This is a genomic window from Mesorhizobium sp. GW821-FHT04C10, assembly GCF_059420305.1.
Genome location: NZ_JBWKTL010000002.1, coordinates 112,151 through 131,920 on the forward strand (window position 1 = coordinate 112,151; position 19,770 = coordinate 131,920).

Here is a 19,770-nt window from a genome sequence, read left to right on the forward strand (position 1 = left end):
TTGGCAGCGATAACTGGGACCGCGGAAGCTGAGCCGAAACGACGCAATCCCGCCGAGAGCCGGCAGCGAATTCTCGAGGCCGGCATGAAGCACTTCGCTCAGTACGGACTGGGTGGTGCGCGCGTTGTGGATATCATCAGAGATGCCAATCTCTCGCATCGCATGCTCTACCACTACTTTGACAGCAAGGAGAGTTTGTACGCGGCCACGCTGGAGTTTGCTTATCAGCAGATACGCGATGCGGAGCAGAGCCTCAATCTCGAAGCGCTGGGCCCTGAGCAAGGTATACGCCGGCTGGTCGAATTCACCTTCGACTATTATGTTGCCAACCCGTCGTTCATGGCTCTGCTAAGCCAGGAAAACCTTAACGGCGGGCGCTTCGTGTCGCAATCGCCCGATCTAAGGACCATGCAACGGCCATTGGTGCAAACCCTCGACCGGTTGATCGATCGCGGCGTTGCCGAGGGTGTGTTCCGTCGCAGGTTGGACACCGTGCAGTTCTACATCGACATCGCTGGAGTTTGCTACTTTGGCCTTGCCAACAGACACACTCTTTCGGCCATTTTCGACCCATCGATCGCCACCGATGCGTACATTGTCGAGCGTCGCAAACACGTGGCCGACTTCATTCTTTTCTCGCTGACCTGGTAGCTTCCAGCCAGGGATTTGCGGTCCTATCCGATTGCATTCTCAATCCGTAAGTAATAAAACTGTTACTCATTTGGATGGAGAGACAGCGGTAGATGGCGACCATTTTTCTGCCTACGCTCGAGGGCGGGCACAAACGTCACGAGATCAGCCAGGCGAGCTCTTATCCGGAGGTAAACGGTGAACCGTTCGGCCGGGTCGCCTATGCCGCCGCGCATGTGGTGAGCGATCCGCTGTCACGCGCATCGCCCTGGAACGGGTCGACCATAGACATGGACCGGACCTTGGCTTTCCGCCGTCATCTCTGGTCCCTTGGCTTTGGGGTCGCCGAGGTCATGGACACCGCTCAGCGCGGCATGGGCCTCGACTGGACCGGTGCCAGAGAAATCATGACGCGCTCCGCGGGAGAAGCTCGTTCGATCGAGGGAGCGGCTTTGGCTTGTGGTGTCGGTACAGATAACCTCGTGGAGCCGCCACATTCGGTCGACGGCATTGTTGGCGCCTACGAGGAGCAACTCGCCTTCGTTGAAGGCCTGGGCGCCATATCCGTCCTGATGGCAAGTCCGGCACTGGCGGCAGTGGCAAAAGGGCCTGATGACTATGCATTCGTCTATCGGCGCCTGATTGAGCAGTCCAGCGGGAAGGTCGTCCTTCATTGGCTTGGCGAGGCTTTCGATCCGCGTCTGAAAACCTACTGGGGCTTCGACGATAAAGAGCGTGCAACCGGCTTCGTCATCGATCTCATCGCTGCGCACGCCGACAAGATCGAGGGCATCAAGGTATCACTTCTGGACGCCGATCACGAAATCAGGATGAGAAATCGGCTGCCTGAAGGGGTTGCTATGTTCACTGGCGACGATTTCAACTATCCCGAATTGATTGCAGGAGACGCGGACGGACACTCACACGCCCTGCTTGGCATCTTCGACCCGATAGCGCCCTGCGCGGCCGCAGCTCTGGTCGCACTCGGCAAGGGTGACACGGTGCTGTTTCGCGAGATCCTGGATCCCACCCTCGAACTTGCGCGACACATCTTTGAGGCGCCAACCCAGTACTATAAGGCCGGTGTGGTTTTCCTGGCTTGGCTCAACGGCCACCAAGATCATTTCTCACTGCTCAGCGGCATGGAGTCGGCACGGTCCAGCATGCATTATGCAAGGCTGTTCGAACTCGCCGATCGGGCGCACCTATTTCGAGATCCCGATCTGGCGGCATTCCGGATGACGCAGTTTCTCGGCGTGAAAGGCCTCGCGGCCTGAGCTCGAGCTGAGGGAACGCGGACGGTCAGGCCGCCGCCGGCCACTTCATCGTGCGCCGGCCCACCGCGACCGATCATCGGCGACCGGCGGATGCACGTAGGCTGGTTTGCCGGCAATGATGTCGGCAGCCTTCTCCGCGATCATGATCGTCGGCGCATTGGTGTTCGAAGATACGACTTGCGGCATGATCGAGCTGTCGCAGATGCGCAGACCTTCCAGACCATGGGCCTTGAGAGTGCCGGGATCGACAACCGCCATGTCGTCACGCCCCATGCGGCAACTTCCGACCGGATGGTAATCGGTCTTGGAGTAGCGGCGCGCCTGCGCGACGATTTCGTCGTCAGATACCAGAGAGCTCCCCGGCAGGCGCTCGGCGCTGACGAAGGGCTTGAAAGCATCCTGGCGCATGATCTCGCGTGCTACACGTAGACCCGCAAGCGACATCTGCCTGTCATACGGGTCGCTCCAAAAATTGGGGTCGATCAGTGGTGCCACTTTCGGATCAGCACTTGCCAGACGCACCGTGCCGCGCGAGCGAGGCCGCATATGCGCTGTGTTGAGCGTGACGCCGCAGTTGGACAGCTTTGTCTCGGCGTCGTTGATGCCCGAGCCCAGCATGAAATGAAACTGGATGTCTGGGGCGGCCGACTTTTCGTCGGTGAACCAGAATCCACCAGCCTCGCAGAGATTTGAAGACACCGGCCCATTCTTGAACAGCAGATATTGCAGGCCCGCCATCAGCGACTTGTCGATGCGATTGTGCTTGTCATAGCTGAAATCACCGGTCAGTTCAGACACCACATACAGGTCGAAGTGGTCGTGAAAATTCTTGCCCACGCCCGGCAGGTGGTGCTTCACATCGATGCCGAGCGCCATCAGTTCCGGCGCATCGCCAATGCCCGACATCAGTAAGAGCCTGGGTGAGCCGATCGCGCCGGAAGTCAAAAGCACCTCGCGACCGCAGCTGACCGTTTCAGGCCGCGTCTGGCCCTTACGCACCACGTCGATGCCCGTCACGCGTCCGGCTTCGATGTTCAGGCGCAGCGTCTGCGCATCGGTCCAGACGGTGAGGTTGGGCCGCGCCATAGCTGGACGTAGGTAGGCGACGGCGGCCGAGCTGCGGCGCGCGTTGCGCGTTGTGGTTTGATAGAAGCCAACCCCGTGCTGGTGATCGCCGTTGAAATCGCGGTTGTAGGGGATGCCGGCCTCCTGCGCTGCGCGGATGAAGGTGCGGGAAATCGGCAGTGGGCTGATCGGATCCGACACTCCGAGGGGGCCACCGCTGGAATGAAAGGCATCCACCAGCATCTCATTATCTTCGGCGCGCTTGAAGTAGGGCAGGACATCGCGATAGGCCCATCCTTCACAGCCGAGCGCTTGGGCCCAGTTGTCGTAATCCCAGGCATTGCCGCGCATATAGACCATGGCGTTGATCGATGAGCCGCCGCCGAGCACGCGACCCTGCGGATACCAGTAGGCTTTGTCGTTGACGTGTTTTTGCGGAACGGTCGACCAGCCCCAGTTGGCCATTGCGCCGGTCAGTTTCGCAAAGCCGGCCGGCATATGAATGTAGGGATGGCGATCCGCCTTGCCCGCCTCGACAAGCAGGACGCGAACACTCGGATCCTCAGTCAACCGTGCCGCTAGAACGCAGCCCGCCGGACCGGCGCCGACGATGATGTAGTCGTACATGCGGTGCTCCTCAACCTCGCGAATATCCGTCTTGACACTCAGGACGGCAACCCATTAAGTGAACAAGCCTTTTACTTATATCAGATCGGAGGCACGCGCCAAGCGTCGTTCGAAGGTTTTGAAGAAGGATCGGGTGAACCTGCTTTGGAACGCCCAGGGACTGCCGCTTAAAGGGATCTTTCGGTGTGAAGAGCACCGGTTCAACGGGAGGAACATCAATGAACATTTTCAATCGTACAGTGTTGGCAGCAAGCGTTGCGATGCTGACCGCCGGCACCGCGCAAGCCGCCAATGAGAAGATTTGCATCACGACCTGGGATCTGACCAATCCTTATTGGGTCAACCTCGTCAATGGCGTCAAGGAACGGGCCACGGAGGTCGGCGCGACGGTGACGGTCGCCGATCCCGCCAATGACACCAACAAGCAGGTCGGCGCGCTTGAGAATTTCGCGACAGCGGGCTGCCAGGCGATCATCGTCTCCGCCATCGATCCTGCATCCACGCAAGGCCCGCTCGAGGCGGCTCGCAAGGCCGGCATCAAGATCATCGCGCAATCCATCGAGACGCCTGTTGCTGACGTGTGGGCATCTGCCGAAGAGCGTGACATGGGCTACGTCATAGGCAAAGAGGCTGGCAAGTGGATCGCCGAGAAGCTTGGTGGCAAAGCCAAGGTGTTGACGCTTAACAACGACCGGATTCCGCAGATGATCGCGCGCAAGGACGGTATCAAGGCCGGCATCTCCGAGCTTGCGCCCAATGCGGAGTTCGTTTCCGACCAGCCCGCGCCAAACACCGCCGAGGCCCTCACCGTCACCGAGTCGGTCCTGCAGGCTCACCCCGATCTGTCGGTCATCGTCTCCATCAACGACGCCAGCGCGCTCGGCGCTCTTGCCGCCCTGGAATCCTCGGGCATCGACACCACCAACTTCTTCGTCGGCGGCATCGATGCCACTCCGGAGGCGCGCGCCAAGATCGATGCCAAGACAGCGTTTCGTGCCAGTGTCGACAATGTTCCCTTCGAGAACGGGAAGCAGGACGTCGACATCGCGATTGACCTCATTGGCGGCAAAAAGGTCGAGTACCGTCAGGTGATCGCCGTCAAGGCATACACCGGCAAGTGACCTTCTAGCTACGGTCGGCTACGGTACGTCCGGGCAGAGCCAAAAAAGTCATGAACGATACGATCCTCGACATGCACGACATCCGGAAAACCTATCCGGGTGTCAATGCCCTGAGCGGCGTCACGTTGAGTGTGCGACGCGGCGAAATTCATGGCTTGATGGGCGAAAACGGTGCCGGCAAATCCACCCTCATCAAGGTGCTTGCCGGCGCCATCAAACCGGATGGCGGGACCATCCGGTTTGATGGTCAGACCTACAGCGGCTTTTCACCCTCGCAGGCGATGGCGCTGGGTATCGGCGTTATCTATCAGGAATTCAACCTGATCCCCTTCATGTCGGTGTCCGAGAACGTATTCCTCGGCAACGAACTGGTGTCCGGGCCGCTGACGCGTGATGCGCAGATGCGCAAGCGTACCAGAGCCCTGTTCGACGAACTGGGCATCGATATCGATCCGGACACACAGGTTCGCGAACTGACCGTCGCTTACCAGCAGATGGTCGAGATCGCCAAGTCGGTGTCCCGAAAGGTCAAGCTGCTGGTCATGGACGAGCCGACCGCGCCGCTCTCCAACCGCGAGGTGGACCAGCTCAAGCTGCTGATTGCCCGACTGCGCGCGCAAGGCATCACCATCATCTATATCTCGCATCGCCTCGAAGAGATTTTTGAACTGACCGACAACGTCACCGTCCTTCGCGACGGCGCCTATGTCGGCGCGCTGGAGACGGCGAAAGCGACACGTGCCGACCTGATCTCGATGATGGTCGGTCGGTCCCTGTCGGAGACCTATCCGAGTGGCGGCCACGCGCAAGGCGAGACGGTACTCGAAGTCCGCGGTCTCTCGGGAGGGCGCTTTCGCGATATATCCTTCCAGCTCAGGAAGGGTGAGATCCTCGGAATATCCGGTCTTGTCGGCGCTGGCCGCACCGAAGTTGCTCGTGCCATTTTCGGGGCGGATTATATTTCCGCCGGTCAGGTCCTGGTCAACGGCAAGCTGGTCAAGATTGGATCGCCGCGCGATGCGACAAGACACGGGATTGCCCTCATCCCGGAAGACCGAAAGCAGCAGGGGCTACTCCTTTCGATGAGTGTCAGCGACAATTCCACGCTGGCAGCATTGTCCAAATTCGGAGCACTCGGATTTCTAAGCCCTGCCCAGGAGCAGAAGGCCGCCAGCCGGCAGATCGAGAAGCTCGCGATAAAGACGCCAAGCATCGACCAAAAGGTACGTCTGCTCAGTGGCGGCAATCAGCAGAAAGTTGTGCTGGGCAAGTGGCTCGAGACAGAAGCACGCATACTGATATTTGACGAGCCGACGCGCGGCATCGACGTCGGCGCCAAGCAGGAGATTTATCGGCTCATGCGCGAACTCACGAAGCAAGGGGTCTCGATCCTGATGATCTCCTCGGAGATGCCGGAACTGATGGGCATTTCCGATCGCATCCTGGTGATGTCACGCGGCAGGATCGCAGGGGAACTCGCCGCGGCCGAATTCAGCCAGGGCCGCATCCTCGAACTCGCCTCTTCCTAGACCGCTCGGAGATCACCATGAGGGCATTCCGCAAATTCGCTTCGCGCTACGGTATGGCGATCGTGCTTGTCGTGCTGTTCGTCGTCTTCACGTTGACCACCGACGCGTTCCTGACGCAGCAAAACATCACCAATGTCCTGCGCCAGGTCGCGATGCTCGGAATAGCGGCCGTCGGCATGACCATGGTGGTCCTGACTGGCGGCATCGATCTCTCGGTTGGCTCGACGCTCGCCCTTGTCGGGGTTGTCGCGGCCGTTGCCATGACGACGCTTGGCCTTGATATCTATTCGGCAAGTGCATTGGCCATTCTTGTCGGTGGCGTCGTCGGCCTGGTGAACGGTCTCGCGGTCGCGGTTTTTGCCATCCCGCCGCTGATTGCCACGCTGGCGACTTTGACCGCGGTCCGCGGCTTCGCCTACATCACCACGGGCGGCCTGCCGATTTTCGGCTTTCCCCCAGCCTTCAGCTATCTCGGGCGCGGAATGGCCGGTCCGGTGCCGGTGCCGGTGATCATCATGTTCGCGGTGCTGCTGCTTGGCTGGATCGTGCTCAACCGTACTCGCTATGGACGCCGTCTCTACGCCATCGGCGGCAATGCCGAGGCTGCGCGCCTTTCGGGCATTTCGGTCGGCAAGACGCTGGTGTGGACCTATGTGCTGGCGGGACTGTTCACGGGCCTGGCTGGCCTGATCATGCTCTCAAGGTTGAACTCGGCGCAGCCGAACGTGGCCACCGGCTTCGAGATGGATGTCATCACCGCCGTCGTCCTCGGCGGGATCAGTATCTCCGGCGGCGAGGGTCGCTTCAGCGGAGTGATCTTCGGTATCTTCATCATCGGTATCCTCGGCAACGGCATGATCCTTCTGAACGTGCAGGACTATTGGCAACTGGTGATCAAGGGCGCCGTGCTTATGACCGCCGTCGGGCTTGACCAGTACAACAGTCGGCTCGGCGCGCGCTCGGCGCAGCGTGCGCAGGCCGCCGCCATGATGGAGGCGCGCGTCAGCGCCTCGGCGAGCACGGCCCAGCCATGAGCCTTTCGCGCACGGCTCTCGTCACCGGCGGCTGCGGCGGCATCGGTCTGGCGATAGGTCTAGAACTGGCCCGCGCCGGGTTTCGGATCGGGGTCCTCGACCGTGACGTGGGTGACGAGCAGCAACTGATCGCGAGCCTGCGCGCTGCTGGTGCCGCCGCGGTGCATGTCATCGCGGGCGATCTCGCCGCGACGGACCGCCACGAAGCTGTTCTCGATGCGTTCGAGGCCGAGCTCGGCTCCACGGACGTGCTGGTCAACAATGCCGGCATACCAGCCAGGGTGCGGGGCGACCTGCTGGCGATCTCGACGGGCTCGTTCGACGATGCGCTCGCGGTCAATCTGCGTGGCACGTTCTTCCTGACCCAGAGCGTCGCGCGCCGCATGCTCGAAGCAAAGGCCATGGACGGCCCGGTGCGTTCGATTGTCGTGATCTCTTCGGTTAGCACGACAATGGCATCGACTGAACGCGGCGAATATTGCCTCTCTAAAGCTGCCCTGCCGATGCTCGTGAACCTATTTGCGACGCGGCTCGCGCCGCATGGCATAGGTGTCTACGAGGTTCGTCCCGGCATCATTCGGACACCCATGACGGCGGGCGTCGCCTCACGTTATGACACGCTGATCGAAAATGGTCTGGTTCCGGTCAGAAGATGGGGCGAGGCTGAGGACGTCGCCCGCATTGTGCGCGCGCTAGTCGGCGGTGAATTTGCTTTCGCGACTGGATCGATTGTGAATGCCGACGGAGGCCTCTCCCTCGCGAGACTTTAGGCCGTAGTGACGATTTAACGGGTACAGATTCCCTCGAAGTCGCAAATCAGGTTCAACGCTAATCTTGGAGGTTATCGATGGACTGCGATGCGCTTCGGGACGATCGATGGGAACGGATTAAGGGCTTTGTGCCCTGCGGCACGAAGGGCAAGCGCGGTCCACGCACGAACAACCGTCGATTTCTGAATGCGCTGTTGTGGATGGCGCGCTCGGATGGGCGCTGGCGTGATCTGCCTAAACGGCTTGGCGACTATCGATCGGTGAAGCGACGCTACTACCGTTGGGCCGAGATGGAAGTGCTTGACGAAATGCTTAGCCAGGACGCAGTGCGCAAATACCAAGCCCGCCATCGTGTTGTTAAGGCCGATGGTCGCGAGAAGGAAATAGATTCCCACGGCAACGATAATCACGGGCACAACGCTGGGCGACACGAGATAGGCGTTGAGATAGCTCGCGAAGCGCAAGTTGGACTTGTGGAGACCGTAGGCGGCAGCAGTCCCCAGAGGAAGCGAGACGACAGTTGTCAGGATTGCTGCTGTCAGCGAGATGTATGTAGCAGATCGCCATTCCCTAGAGGCGAAGAAGGCCTTGTACCAGCGTAGACTCCAGCTCTGCGGCGGAAACTCCAGGAAGCTGGTGTAGGCGGCGTGACCGGCGGCTACACCCTGAAGCGTCTTTGACAGACCGCTGATCGAAATGGCCGATCGTGTGTCGGAACACTTCATCAAGGCGATGCGCCGCGCGCAGATCACCGCCAAGATTATTAGCTTCCGGCCAAGGTCGGTGTCTCGTAATGACAACGCCTCCCGGCCCAAGAACGGCAAACGTCGCAAACTGGCCGCGATATAGAAGCAACGCTTCCACGTTCAGGCAACGCTGGCGCAATGCTCTCCAAGGCAGCATGATAATGCGGAGAACTGCGCTCTCACTCTTGTTGTGATCGGCTGCGGCTCAAGCCTTGCCGATCGAGAGAGGGGGGCCTTTCATCTGACACTGAATCGGACAGGTGCGGTGATGCTTCTGTTGACGCCGAGCGGTGGTGCCGGAACAGGCGATGCGCGGCGCACGAGCGACAGCACCTCATTGTCGAGTTCGGGGAAGCCGGACGATCCCGCGAGTGAGACGGAAAGCACATTTCCGCTGTCGTCGATGCGAAAGCGGACATAGACCGTGCCGCGCTCCCCGCGCGCCTTCGCGCCGGAAGGATACCGCTTGCGGCGCTCCAGATGCGCCATAAGCCGTGACTGCCATTTGGCCGGCGAGACGGAAGACACGCCTGATGCGCTCTGACGGCCGGCATTGCGGTTCGATAGCCTGACCTGCGCCTGGGCTTGTAGGGCTGACTTCGAGGCGGCCTGCTGCTGGCGCTGGCGAACCGGCTTCTTCGGCTTCTCCTTCTTCACGACCTCTTTCTTTGGCTCCGGCGGCTTCGGCCGGAAGGCGGGAATGGGAACCTCGACCGCATCGGGGACTATCGCGTTCTCCTCGATCGGTTCGATCTCCTCTTTGACTGGTTCCAGCTCTTCCGGTTCAAATGCGGCAACTTCCTCGCCAACTTCTTCCACCGGTTCGTGCTCGGCTTCTGCTACCTCCTCGACCGGCTCCGGCTCCACCTGCTCCGTAACCTCTGTGGGGGGCGCCTCCTCCGGCGTCAGCACCTCCTCGATGGGCACACTCAGTTCCGCCGTCTCCAGATCGGGCGCGACCTCGTTGGCCTCGGTGAAGACGGCTTCCGGCTCAGGCGCCAGTTCGATCATTATGGCGGCCGGCGGCGCGTCGTCGACCGTCATGACCAGCTGCTCGCGCATCAGCCACACCGCTCCGCCGACATGGACGGTGAGCATGACAAGACCCGCGCAGGTCCATAGCGCCGCCTCGGCGACGCGCGCGCCGCGGCCGATGGAGGCGCTGAAGCCGCTCATGGGGCGGACACCGCACCAGGCGATGAGGCTTGCGCATCCTGACGCGGCATTGGTGGCAGTGCGGGCATGGTCTCCAGCCCGACCAGCGCGATCTTCAGATGGCCGGCCGCGCGCAGCAGGTTCATCGCGTCCATGAGGTCGCGATAGCTCACAGCCCCGTCTGCGCGCAGGAAGACGCGCGTTTCCTTGTCGCCTTCGGTGAAGGCGTCGAGCGCGGATGCCAGTCCCTCTCGCGCCACCGGATCGTCGCCGAGCGTCAGCGACAAATCCTCCTTCAGCGTCACGTAAAGCGGCTTGTCGGGACGCTCCTGCGGCTGCGCCGTCGATGCCGGAAGGTCGACATTGACGTCGACGGTCGCAAGCGGTGCGGCCACCATGAAGATGATAAGCAGCACCAGCATGACGTCGATGAAGGGCGTGACGTTGATCTCGTGGCTCTCGTCGAGATCGTCGCTCGCCCGCTCGCGGATGCCGCCTGCCATGACATCTACTCCGCCGCCAGAGCCGAAGGCATCGTCCGCGCCGGGACCTTGCGCCGGTCGAGATCGAGGCTGACCAGCCGCTCGACGGCTGCCGACGCGTCGGCGAGCAACTGTTTGTAGCCCGCGATGCTCCTGGCGAAGACGTTGTAGATCATCACCGCCGGGATGGCGGCGACAAGGCCGAGCGCGGTCGCCAGCAGCGCCTCGGCAATGCCGGGAGCCACCACGGCAAGGTTCGTCGTCTGCGCCTCGGATATGCCGATGAACGAGTTCATGATGCCCCATACCGTGCCGAATAGGCCGACGAAGGGGGCGGTCGAGCCGATCGTGGCCAGAACGCCGGTGCTGCGCGACAATCTCTTGCCCGCCTGCGCCTCGATGCGCACCAGATGCGACAGGATGCGGTTGAGCACACCCCGATCGCCGGCATGGTCGAGCACGTCTTGCGAGCGATACATCTCGCTTGTCGCCGTGCGTACCATGAAGGCCGCCGGCCCGCCGCGTCCGGCGAGCGCATGGGCGGCATCGGGAATGCTCGACGCATCGACGATGATCTTGAGAGCGCGCTTGGCCCTTGCCTTGGCGCAGGCGATCTCTACCGACTTGGCCAGCCAGATCGTCCAGGTGACGAGCGAGGCGAAGGCTAGCCCGACCATCACCCCCTTCACCACCCAGTCTGCGGCCATGAACATGCCCCACGGGGAGAGATTGTGAGGCAGATTAGGATCGCGTGCGACTGGCTCCAGCATCTGCGAGATTGCCCCCGCCGGATCGTCCAGCAATGACGGAGCCGGCTCTGGCGCGGGAGATGTCTCCGTGGCTGCAGGAACTTCCGGAGCAGGTATGTCGGCGGATGATGCGCCTGATGCTTCCGGTTGCGCGCCACCAATCGCTTCAGGAGGGGAAGCGACATGCGCCCTTGGCGTGGACTCAGCCGTGGGAGCGGCTTGTGGCGGTTGGACGCTCTCCGCCGCGCCTTCTATAGCGGGAGGCTGCGCCGCTCCCGAATCCTGCGCCTGTGCCGAGAGCGGGGACAACAGGGCAATAGAAACGGTCAGGACGAGGGCGGCGCTGCCCGCGGTCAGGGAGGATGCGCGACGGAAGATCGGTGCGAGGCGGAATGTCATTGCGTTCTTCTTCTTTGGATCATTATGCCGCATGGGTGGCAGATGTCGGGGCCACTGTCGGCCTATAGGCGGGATGCCGGCGAAGCCGGGAGAGCGAGCTGCGGCGTCGGATCAGCTTATGCAGGTCGCAGTCGAGACAGCCTATGCGGCCGCTATCCGGACTGGCGACCAGATCGGCGATGGTGAAGGTGTCGAAGGTGGCGACGAAGGATTCTGCCGCCGCCCGAACCAAAGCGTCGAAGATGCCCTCCGGCTTCATTCGATCCGTGGAGACAACGCCACCAAAGGCCGGCTCGATCAACCGCAGCATGTCGCCAATATTAATGCGTGAAGGCGCGACTGCGAGGCTGATGCCGCCGGCTCGGCCGTGTGTTCCGGTCAGATAGCCCGCAAGCACCAGCTTCGCCACCGCCTGCGCGGCATGGTCCTTGGTCGTGCCGGCGAACTCCGCCGCCGTGCGGGTCGTTGGCGTCCGTGCACACAACGCAAGGATCTGAACCGAGATCTCGGCCTGCTTCGTCAGTTTCATCATCCTGCCTCCTCGCTGTATCGCCTGTTCTCCGGCCGCATCACCAGCCAGATGGCGCAGCCGGCCATCAGCGCCGCCATGCCCATCGTGAGCCAGATGCCGGGATGCACTCCGATCAGGAACAGCGCATAGCCGAACGCCATGCCGCCAAAGGCCACCCACGTCGCCCGGCGAGGCATCGCGCCATGCTCCCGCCAGTCCCGCAGCACCGGCCCGAAACGGGGCTGGTCTAGCATCCACGCCTCAAGACGTGGCGACGAGCGTCCGAAGAACCATGCCGCCAGGATCAGGAAGATCGTCGTCGGCATCAGCATCAAACAGCCGAGCGCGATAAACCCCGCCTGCCGGGCTTCGCCGAGGGGATGGCGTCGAGGCCGTCCCCGCGATGCTCCATCCGCTTTCATATTCCCGCCGCGAAGACCTCCCTGACCAGTCCGTGAACGCGGCGGAAGGCGGCTTCAGCCCCGGCGACAACACGGGCTTCTTCCTCTTCCGACAGAGGCACCGCGTCGAGGGCCGCTGTGAAGGTCCGCCAGTGCAGCCCGCGCCCTTCGGGTGCTCCGGCCAGATGCCGTGCGCCGAAATTCGCGGAGAGGCCGAGCTTCATCGCCTCTTTGATGAGGAACGCCGCGCCGAGGTTCGAGCCTTCCGCCACATAGAGCCAGCCGAGCGCCGTCGGCAGATAGATCGCGGCTCCGGGGAGGAAGGCCGGCCGCGCATCGAAAGCCAATGTCTCCATGTCGAGATCGACAAGATCCTGCTCGATCAGCGGCAGACGTCGACGGCCCTGGAGGTCCGGCAACATCGCGTCCAGCGCCGCATCGTCGTAGAGCGCGTCGATGTCGCGGTGGAACGCATGCTGAACCTTCACGAACAGCCCATACCGATCCCAGCTCGCAAACGGCTCTCCCACCATGATCGACTTGTCCAGACGATCATGCGTAGAGTGCGTCGCTGCCTTCAGGCGCTTCGAGCGCGTAAGAGCTGGACGATTGTGGAGAATGACAGTTTCATTCATCGATACGGCCTCTTTGGACAAGAAAATGAACACGTATCAGGGGAGCTGAAGCTCGCCTGCGAAACGCGGTGTCAGAACTTGAAATTGAGCGATGCAGTGAAGGTACGTCCCGGCATTGCGTAATAATCGGCACCCAACGCAGAGACATAGGCTAGGTCGGTGAGGTTGGTCACGGCCGCCCTGAGCTTCACATTGTCGTTGAACGCGTAGGAGCCGTAGAGGTCGTAGGTCGTGTAGGAGTCGAGCTTGTAGTTGTTCTGCAGGGAGCCGATGGTGGGTTCGGTCGGGCCTACATGGGTCATACGGGCGCCGATCGTCAGCTTTTCGTCGAACAGCCGCACGCCGCCATCGAGCGCCACGCGGACTTTGGGCTGGACGAACAGGACCGACACCTCCGGGCCCAGATAGCGGATTCTGCCATTGGCATCGTAAGTCGTCGGCCAATTGGCGTCGTTGTAAGTAAACGTGCCTCCCAGGTACCACGACCGGGCATCGTAACTGGCCTCGACCTCTACGCCTTTCATCCGCGTCGTGCCGTTCAAGTTCACGAAACTGGTGTATCTCCGGTTGGCTTCCTCATTATCGATAGCGCCGAGAGCGATGTAGTCCTCGATGTTTCGATAGAAGCCGACCACCTTCAGGCGAAAGCTGTCATCGTCCTTGAACAGTCCGTCGCGGGAGATATTGGCACCGATCTCGTAGGTGTCAGCTCGTTCCGGCTCGAGATACGGATTGGGAGAATAGCCGTTTATGACACCGGCGTGGCCGCTATTGAGGAACGACTCCATGATGGTCGGCGGACGGAAGCTCTTCGAATATTTTACGAAGGGCTGGAGCCAGTCATAAGGCTTTATCGCGACCGTCAAGCTCGGCAGGAAGGCGCCTTCCGATCGGTCCACCTCGACGGCGTGGGCCGGATAATATTCCGGCCCATATACTGGCTCCCACCTGTCCGGGGTCCCAGTAGAGCACCCACGGGCGTTACAGAATGGGGGTGTGCCGGGAATAAGAGTGTAGCTGATGACGTCGCGTGTCGGGTTGCCGAAGATCGTGGTGTTTCCCGAATTCCGGTACCAGTCATAGCGTAGCCCGCCCTCTACGGTAAGCCAATCGTCATGTTCCAGCCTGGCGTTTAGGAAACTGCCAACGACGTCGCGTTTTCCTGTCGGGTTGCCGCCATTGTAAAAGTCCGTCTGATCAATACCGTCGATAATAAGTCCTGAATTGTTGGACTTGCCGTCGTCATGAAATGCTTCGGCTCCGTAGTTGAACGATAAGAGGCCCAGGCTTGTATCGAAGCGGCTTGTATTCTCTATGCTGCCACCCAGCGTTCCCATCGTGTAATTTCGTCCCACGCTGTCGACCACAGAGGAACTGTCCTCATGGTCCGTGTGGTTGTAGTAAAGCCGGGCCTTCAGATCGATCAATTCGCTATCCGAATCCCAATCGAACGATGCCGTAATGGTGTCGTTGACGACATTCTGCTCAGTCTCCGAAAGGGTCGTTTCTCCGAAAAGGGAGGAGTAGTTCCCCGTACTGAAATCGGACTCGTTGCGTACCCAGCCAAGCGTCAGCTTCATGTCCTCGGTGACATTCGCTTCCGCCTTGATAAGGCTCGAGACCGCTTCCTGGCCAGAAAAGAGGAAAGTATCGCCATCCGTTGTCGTCGACTGATTGCGGATTTCGCCGTTTTTTCCAACTTCATAAGCGCCGATATTCTTGTGACTTATGCCGCCCAGGATCGAGAAGCTGTCCGAGATGCGGAACGCTGCGGCGGCCGATCCGTCGAAATGATAATTGTTAGTGCCGGTCGTGCCGTTGATCTCGATCCCCCAGTTGCGACCCGGCCGGATCAGGTCGTCGGCGACGATTGTGCGGAAATTCACTGAACCACCCAGTGTGCCCAGGCTTCCTGCGCCTGACGTGCTGCTCTTTTCGACTTCGATCGTGCGCACGAAGGCTGTATCGACATAGGTTTGCTGCGTCGCGCCGTGACCGTTTCGCTGAAAGTTCTGGCGCGCGCCGTCGATCATCATGCCGATGCGATCCTGATCCTGAAGACCGCGAATATTGACGCTTACGCCCGGCCTCTGCGCCTCTGCGCGGTTGGCGTATACGCCGGCGACGTTGTCCAGCAGGTCTCGCGCATTGCGCGTGGGCGCCTCCTGGATGGCCTGACGCGAGATCACGCTGACAGCCTCCGGCGTCTCGTACACCCAGTCCGGCGTGCCTTGAAAACCTGAGCCCGAGGCGGCGATGCGATCCGTGCCGCCAGTCACGTCGATCGTGTCGAGCACCAGAGAACCGTCTGCTGCGACCGTCCCGCTGTGCGCCCCTGAAACGCGGTCGGTTATCGTCACGGTGTTGGCGTCCGTAAAGGCATAGCTGAGACCGGTCCCCGCAAGAAGGCGACTGAGCGCTTCGGCGTTCGTATAAGAACCCTGCAACGGCACAACCGACTTTCCGGACGTTAACGATGCCGGATAGGCGATTTTGAGCCCGGCCTGTCGCGCAAAGCTGGTCAGTGCAGAAGTCAGTGGCTGTGCCGGTATGTTGAATGCGACCGCACTGCCCTGCGCCGAGGATTGTGCTTGCGCCGTGGTGAGATGGCCAAGCGGTATTAGCGCGGTCGACGCGACCAGTAGCGCCCTCAGAAAACGATTCTGCCTCGATGTCCCCGACATGGATCCCTAACCTTCGTTCGTGTGAAGAGGGATCGTTGCCTGTCTGGGTCGAGATATGCCCTCGTAAGCTATGACCGGATTTCTCGGCAAAATCCTCAATCGAAAGTGAAAAGAATTCTTGCTTTCCGCTAAGCGCCTGAAATAACCGTCAAGTATCTTGAGATGTGACGCACGCGGATCGGCAGGCCATTCGCCAGTGCGTCAAGGGAGATATCTGGCGTCCGAAGGTCCAGGACGGCGTTCACACTAAGCGATCTTACATCCTCGCCCCGGACGACAATCCAGCCGTCGTGATATCCGCGAAAGGCAGCGATCACCTCATCGAGTCGCCGCTCCTCCGCAACATAGATACCGGCGCGCCATGCGGCTGCCGTTGTGGCATCCTGAAGGGCAATGGCACCAAGCCGGCCGTCGCTGGAAAGGACGACTCTCTCCCCCTTCGACACCACGACGCTCTCACCCGGTTTCGGAGCACCCCGTTCTGCGCCTTGCACGTCGACCCGAACGGAGTGCTCGACGACCGCGATCGCTATGCTGTCCCCGGGCAGGTTTGCATCGACATCGAAGGCAGTGCCGAGCGCACGGACCAGCGTACCGCCAATGTCCACGACGAAGGGTCGAGCGGCATCACCACTCACCTCAAAGAAGCACTGGCCTTCGACCAGAATGATACGACGGATGTTAAACGAATAGACGACGTTGATCGCTGACATGGCATTGAGCGTCACGCGCGATCCGTCGGGAAGGTCGATGCCGCGCGTCTCGGCCACGCCCGTTACATAATCTGCCCGCCACGACCGGCTGGCGCCGCTCGCCCAGAACCCAGCAGTGCCTACTGCCGCCATGCCCACAATTCCTCCGAGTACGGCTCGACGCGACGGTCCACTGTCCCTGCGCCCCGGTCGGATCAGCCCCGTAGCCGGATCGCTGTGGAGCTCTGAAGCATCGCTCCACAGCGCCTCTGCCTCAAGCGCGGCCGCCTCATGCTCGGCGCTTTGTAGACGCCACACCCGGAAGTCGGCCCAGTCGGCCTTACCGGCCGTTCCCGAATGCAGGCGCACGATCCAGGCCAAGGCCTGATCGGACACCTCTTTCGGAGGGTAGCTCTTTTTCGTCACATCAGACTTCAACGGATAGTGCCCGCATCTCTCGACCAATCAATATGGCTTCGCTATCCCTTTAGACGGGTTTGGATGCCAGAATCCTCAATGGCCAGATGTCGATTGCTTAAAAATCGAAATCGTCACGCACAAGGTCTCGGCAATGCACGAGTGCGCGCATGACGTGCTTCTCGACCATGCTCACCGACACGCCCAGCCGTTCGGCGATCTCGCGATGGTTTCTTCCCTCGACCTTGTTCATGATAAAGGCCGCCCGGCAGGCAGAAGGAAGTTCGTTCAAAAGCACGGCCAGACGAACGATCCGGTGCCGCCGATCCAACGCGATCGTCGGATCTTCGGTCGCAGCGTGAGAATCTACTTCCGAGAAATCGACGCGATGCATCCACTCCTTGTGCTGCTCGGCTGTGAAATCCACGACCGCCGTGCGCGCAGCCGCGAAAACATAAGCTTTCGGATAATCTATGGTCCCAGACTGCGAAGAACGGCCGGCCAGCCGCAGATAGGTGTTCTGGATCACTTCCTCGCCGCTGTCGCGATCGCCGAGGAGTCGGGAGGCATATCGAACAAGGTCGCGATGATGCCATCTGAACAGATCCCCTAGCCAGTGATTAAGGCTGCCCACCATCAATAACCCTTAACTGGGATGCACACAGTGTCTCCCGCAGGCTGGACGCGGCTCTATAACGAGAGTCGAACGTTGCATCACAGCTGCTTAAGCGAACGCATCGCGGCATGGAATTAAAGTTGCATATTTTAATCAGGTTTAGTTCTCGTAGACAAGAGCGATTACTCGCAGACATATAGCGGGAAGGCTACGACGCCTCGTTGCACCCGCATGACCCGCGGATTCTTCTATCGACCAGGACGGCTCGCTGTTCTCCTGATCGAGCAGTCGGTCCGCTCACGCGCTGCCGGGCATCAGCCTGAGATCGGCACAGCGCGGGTGCTCGCACGCCGTCCTCAGCGCCATGCCCAGCAGCTCGACATCCGTCGCCGGATGCGGCCGCCAGCCGCAGGGCACGCCACGCTGTATGATCCCTTCATCCAGCGTGGCCTCGATGCCCTGAACTATGCCTGCTACCAGGATGCGCGATTCGTGCTTGCCGCAACGCCGTCGGGCGTCACCCTGGCCGGCGAGGGCGGCGCCCACCAGTCGATCGCCACGCCGTTGATCGGCATGGCGCAGGACGGGCTTGCCAGCTTCGAGCCGGCTTTCGTCGACGAGCTCGCTGTCAATCATGCGCTGGGCCTTCGATTATGCGCAGCGTGATGGCGAAGCAGAACCGGACCCGTTGTCCTGGTTGCGTGATCGGGTCGGTGGCTCGGTCTATCTCCGGCTTTCCACGCGCACCATCGACCAACCGAAACGCGAGGTCACGCCCGATCTGGCGGACCATATCATCAACGGCGCCTATTGGATGCGTCGGCCGGGACCCAATGCCCAGCTCGGCGTTGCTTGTACCGGCGTGATAGCGCCTGAGGCGATGGAGGCGGTCGGCCTGATGGGCGAGGACCGGCGCGACATCGGTTTGCTGGTCGTGACCTCTGCGGACCGGCTCAATGCAGGGTGGAATGCCGTTTTAAGAGCTCGTGAAAACGGCCTTTCCCATGCCCGCAGCCACATCGAGCGACTTCTCGATGATCTGCCGCCATACTGCGCGCTGGTCACCGTACTGGATGGCCATCCCGCCACGCTTGCCTGGCTTGGTTCGGTCGTGGGGCACCGCACGCGCGCGCTCGGTGTTGAGCATTTCGGCCAAACGGGATCGCTGGCCGAGCTCTATCGGCGTTTCGGCATCGACGCGCGCGGCACCATCGCCGCCGGGCAGTCGCTGACGTCCGGCCGGCCGATGCGGCATCTGCGCTTGGTATATAGGCGGAACGGCCGTTGTTCCTTTCAATGAAAGGCTGCATACAGTTTTGTTGACTGACGAATTGCTCTGCGATACAGATCTCGACATCACATTGTGACCGATGCTTTGGTGCCGGTTTGGGAGAGGTGTCGAAGCCAATGGCCTCTGATCTGGCAAGGGAACGTGCAGTCGTTGACGACGAGTCGACGGGCGCTCGCATGCTGGACGCCTATGAGAAGATCCGAAAAGCCATCCTGGAAGGCATGTTCAGGCCGGGCAGCCGTTTGTCTCAGGTCAAGATATCCGCTGAACTCGGCCTCAGCCGAACACCTGTACGCGAGGCGTTGCGGTTGATCGAGAAGGAGGGCCTAGTCACGTCGGAGCGCGGTCGCCAGGTTGTTATCTCGCCGACATCCATGGCCGACCTCGATGAATTGTATGCACTTCGCATAAAGCTCGACACCATTACGGTGCGCTCCACCGTTCCGGAATTGACCGACATCGATATCGACGAGATGCGCAATTGCTTTGCCGTCATGGGTGAAAACGAGGCGCCCGCACAGTTCGGCGACTTCGACCGGGCGCACCGCCAGTTCCACATGATCGCGATCAGGGCCGCCGGCCCGCGTCACGCCGATTATTCGGCGCAGCTCAACGAGCATGCTGAGCGCTACCGCCGACTTTATCTCACGCATGCCAGTTCCTATCAGCAGTCGCGGGACGAGCATCAGGCCATTATGGACGCCTGCGCCGCGCGCGACGGCGATCTTGTCGCCGGCCTTCTGGCCGAGCACTACGCGCGCATTGCGCTCACCATCATCGCGCAGATCGAGCCGGTATTCGAGCCGCGGCTGGTGCGTGCTGCGGTCAGGCTCGCCATTCAGGATCGCTCCGGGCCGAGCCGCAAGGATCAGCTCGAACGCCGCGTCGCTAGCGGCGGACCGCGGTCGTGAGCGGGAACCGCGAGCGGCATCCGAGCAG

The 19,770-nt window shown here is 61.1% G+C and carries 18 protein-coding genes and 2 pseudogenes; 10 read left to right on the top strand and 10 right to left on the bottom strand.

What is annotated here, in order from left to right; genetic code table 11:
• Both AC07UC_RS34075 and AC07UC_RS34080 read left to right on the top strand, forming a co-directional pair.
• Positions 1–651 (top strand): TetR/AcrR family transcriptional regulator, encoded by a 651-nt coding sequence (locus AC07UC_RS34075; protein ID WP_494909133.1) that lies wholly within the window; start codon positions 1–3, stop codon positions 649–651.
• A 92-nt stretch (positions 652–743) separates the two neighbouring features.
• Positions 744–1,907 (top strand): dihydrodipicolinate synthase family protein, encoded by a 1,164-nt coding sequence (locus tag AC07UC_RS34080; RefSeq protein ID WP_494909134.1) that lies wholly within the window; start codon positions 744–746, stop codon positions 1,905–1,907.
• Between the two features lie 45 nt (positions 1,908–1,952).
• On the opposite strand, the gene AC07UC_RS34085 is transcribed toward AC07UC_RS34080, so the two are convergent.
• Positions 1,953–3,599, bottom strand: a complete 1,647-nt coding sequence (locus tag AC07UC_RS34085) for a GMC family oxidoreductase (RefSeq protein WP_494909135.1) — start codon at positions 3,597–3,599, stop codon at positions 1,953–1,955.
• A gap of 218 nt (positions 3,600–3,817) precedes the next feature.
• Here AC07UC_RS34085 and AC07UC_RS34090 point away from each other — a divergent pair, with 218 nt between their 5' ends.
• The 6 genes and pseudogenes from AC07UC_RS34090 (at position 3,818) to AC07UC_RS34115 (ending at position 8,902) form a co-directional block, all read left to right on the top strand.
• Positions 3,818–4,720: a sugar ABC transporter substrate-binding protein gene (locus AC07UC_RS34090; RefSeq protein WP_494909136.1), complete on the top strand. Its 903-nt coding sequence runs from the start codon at positions 3,818–3,820 to the stop codon at positions 4,718–4,720.
• A 50-nt stretch (positions 4,721–4,770) separates the two neighbouring features.
• Entirely contained in the window at positions 4,771–6,249 is a 1,479-nt protein-coding gene (locus AC07UC_RS34095) for a sugar ABC transporter ATP-binding protein (protein ID WP_494909137.1), read from the top strand.
• Between the two features lie 17 nt (positions 6,250–6,266).
• Complete coding sequence (locus tag AC07UC_RS34100) at positions 6,267–7,283, top strand: ABC transporter permease (RefSeq protein ID WP_494909138.1); 1,017 nt, start codon at positions 6,267–6,269, stop codon at positions 7,281–7,283.
• Entirely contained in the window at positions 7,280–8,053 is a 774-nt protein-coding gene (locus tag AC07UC_RS34105; RefSeq protein ID WP_494909139.1) for a 3-ketoacyl-ACP reductase, read from the top strand. Before AC07UC_RS34100 ends, AC07UC_RS34105 begins: the two co-directional genes overlap by 4 nt.
• A gap of 77 nt (positions 8,054–8,130) precedes the next feature.
• Positions 8,131–8,370 (top strand): annotated as a pseudogene (locus tag AC07UC_RS34110) (transposase); the annotation flags it as partial.
• A gap of 379 nt (positions 8,371–8,749) precedes the next feature.
• The gene (locus tag AC07UC_RS34115) at positions 8,750–8,902 is read left to right on the top strand and encodes a hypothetical protein (RefSeq protein WP_494909140.1); all 153 of its coding nucleotides are present in this window, start codon (positions 8,750–8,752) and stop codon (positions 8,900–8,902) included.
• 134 nt (positions 8,903–9,036) lie between these two features.
• On the opposite strand, the gene tolA is transcribed toward AC07UC_RS34115, so the two are convergent.
• The 9 genes from tolA to AC07UC_RS34160 all read right to left on the bottom strand — a co-directional run bounded on the left by tolA (position 9,037) and on the right by AC07UC_RS34160 (position 17,561).
• Entirely contained in the window at positions 9,037–9,975 is a 939-nt protein-coding gene (gene tolA / locus AC07UC_RS34120) for a cell envelope integrity protein TolA (RefSeq protein WP_494909141.1), read from the bottom strand.
• The gene (gene exbD, locus AC07UC_RS34125; RefSeq protein WP_494909142.1) at positions 9,972–10,457 is read right to left on the bottom strand and encodes a TonB system transport protein ExbD; all 486 of its coding nucleotides are present in this window, start codon (positions 10,455–10,457) and stop codon (positions 9,972–9,974) included. The genes tolA and exbD overlap by 4 nt, the downstream gene beginning before the upstream one ends.
• A 5-nt stretch (positions 10,458–10,462) precedes the next feature.
• Positions 10,463–11,617, bottom strand: coding sequence for a tonB-system energizer ExbB (gene exbB / locus AC07UC_RS34130; protein ID WP_494909143.1), 1,155 nt, complete (start codon positions 11,615–11,617; stop codon positions 10,463–10,465).
• Entirely contained in the window at positions 11,607–12,116 is a 510-nt protein-coding gene (locus AC07UC_RS34135) for an RrF2 family transcriptional regulator (protein ID WP_494909144.1), read from the bottom strand. Before AC07UC_RS34135 ends, exbB begins: the two co-directional genes overlap by 11 nt.
• The gene (locus AC07UC_RS34140) at positions 12,113–12,427 is read right to left on the bottom strand and encodes a YbaN family protein (RefSeq protein WP_494909145.1); all 315 of its coding nucleotides are present in this window, start codon (positions 12,425–12,427) and stop codon (positions 12,113–12,115) included. Before AC07UC_RS34140 ends, AC07UC_RS34135 begins: the two co-directional genes overlap by 4 nt.
• Positions 12,428–12,513: 86 nt before the next feature.
• Positions 12,514–13,131, bottom strand: coding sequence for a biliverdin-producing heme oxygenase (locus AC07UC_RS34145; RefSeq protein WP_494909146.1), 618 nt, complete (start codon positions 13,129–13,131; stop codon positions 12,514–12,516).
• A gap of 71 nt (positions 13,132–13,202) precedes the next feature.
• Positions 13,203–15,815: a TonB-dependent receptor gene (locus tag AC07UC_RS34150; protein ID WP_494909147.1), complete on the bottom strand. Its 2,613-nt coding sequence runs from the start codon at positions 15,813–15,815 to the stop codon at positions 13,203–13,205.
• A 128-nt stretch (positions 15,816–15,943) separates the two neighbouring features.
• Complete coding sequence (locus AC07UC_RS34155; protein ID WP_494909148.1) at positions 15,944–16,945, bottom strand: FecR family protein; 1,002 nt, start codon at positions 16,943–16,945, stop codon at positions 15,944–15,946.
• 97 nt (positions 16,946–17,042) lie between these two features.
• Complete coding sequence (locus AC07UC_RS34160) at positions 17,043–17,561, bottom strand: sigma-70 family RNA polymerase sigma factor (protein WP_494909149.1); 519 nt, start codon at positions 17,559–17,561, stop codon at positions 17,043–17,045.
• Between the two features lie 399 nt (positions 17,562–17,960).
• Between AC07UC_RS34160 and AC07UC_RS34165 the strand changes: the two are divergent.
• Together AC07UC_RS34165 and AC07UC_RS34170 are read left to right on the top strand one after the other, a co-directional pair.
• Positions 17,961–18,840 (top strand): annotated as a pseudogene (locus AC07UC_RS34165) (transketolase family protein); the annotation flags it as partial.
• Positions 18,841–18,947: 107 nt separating this feature from the next.
• Complete coding sequence (locus tag AC07UC_RS34170; protein WP_494909150.1) at positions 18,948–19,742, top strand: GntR family transcriptional regulator; 795 nt, start codon at positions 18,948–18,950, stop codon at positions 19,740–19,742.
• Positions 19,743–19,770: the final 28 nt, after the last annotated feature.

Bases quoted from the DNA above. Each gene is read 5' to 3' on its own strand.
- AC07UC_RS34080 (WP_494909134.1), top strand. From the start codon at position 744: ATGGCGACCATTTTTCTGCCTACGCTCGAGGGCGGGCACAAACGTCAC.
- AC07UC_RS34085 (WP_494909135.1), bottom strand. From the start codon at position 3,599: ATGTACGACTACATCATCGTCGGCGCCGGTCCGGCGGGCTGCGTTCTA.
- AC07UC_RS34090 (WP_494909136.1), top strand. From the start codon at position 3,818: ATGAACATTTTCAATCGTACAGTGTTGGCAGCAAGCGTTGCGATGCTG.
- AC07UC_RS34095 (WP_494909137.1), top strand. From the start codon at position 4,771: ATGAACGATACGATCCTCGACATGCACGACATCCGGAAAACCTATCCG.
- AC07UC_RS34100 (WP_494909138.1), top strand. From the start codon at position 6,267: ATGAGGGCATTCCGCAAATTCGCTTCGCGCTACGGTATGGCGATCGTG.
- AC07UC_RS34105 (WP_494909139.1), top strand. From the start codon at position 7,280: ATGAGCCTTTCGCGCACGGCTCTCGTCACCGGCGGCTGCGGCGGCATC.
- AC07UC_RS34115 (WP_494909140.1), top strand. From the start codon at position 8,750: ATGGCCGATCGTGTGTCGGAACACTTCATCAAGGCGATGCGCCGCGCG.
- tolA (WP_494909141.1), bottom strand. From the start codon at position 9,975: ATGAGCGGCTTCAGCGCCTCCATCGGCCGCGGCGCGCGCGTCGCCGAG.
- exbD (WP_494909142.1), bottom strand. From the start codon at position 10,457: ATGGCAGGCGGCATCCGCGAGCGGGCGAGCGACGATCTCGACGAGAGC.
- exbB (WP_494909143.1), bottom strand. From the start codon at position 11,617: ATGCGGCATAATGATCCAAAGAAGAAGAACGCAATGACATTCCGCCTC.
- AC07UC_RS34135 (WP_494909144.1), bottom strand. From the start codon at position 12,116: ATGATGAAACTGACGAAGCAGGCCGAGATCTCGGTTCAGATCCTTGCG.
- AC07UC_RS34140 (WP_494909145.1), bottom strand. From the start codon at position 12,427: ATGCTGATGCCGACGACGATCTTCCTGATCCTGGCGGCATGGTTCTTC.
- AC07UC_RS34145 (WP_494909146.1), bottom strand. From the start codon at position 13,131: ATGAATGAAACTGTCATTCTCCACAATCGTCCAGCTCTTACGCGCTCG.
- AC07UC_RS34150 (WP_494909147.1), bottom strand. From the start codon at position 15,815: ATGTCGGGGACATCGAGGCAGAATCGTTTTCTGAGGGCGCTACTGGTC.
- AC07UC_RS34160 (WP_494909149.1), bottom strand. From the start codon at position 17,561: ATGGTGGGCAGCCTTAATCACTGGCTAGGGGATCTGTTCAGATGGCAT.
- AC07UC_RS34170 (WP_494909150.1), top strand. From the start codon at position 18,948: ATGGCCTCTGATCTGGCAAGGGAACGTGCAGTCGTTGACGACGAGTCG.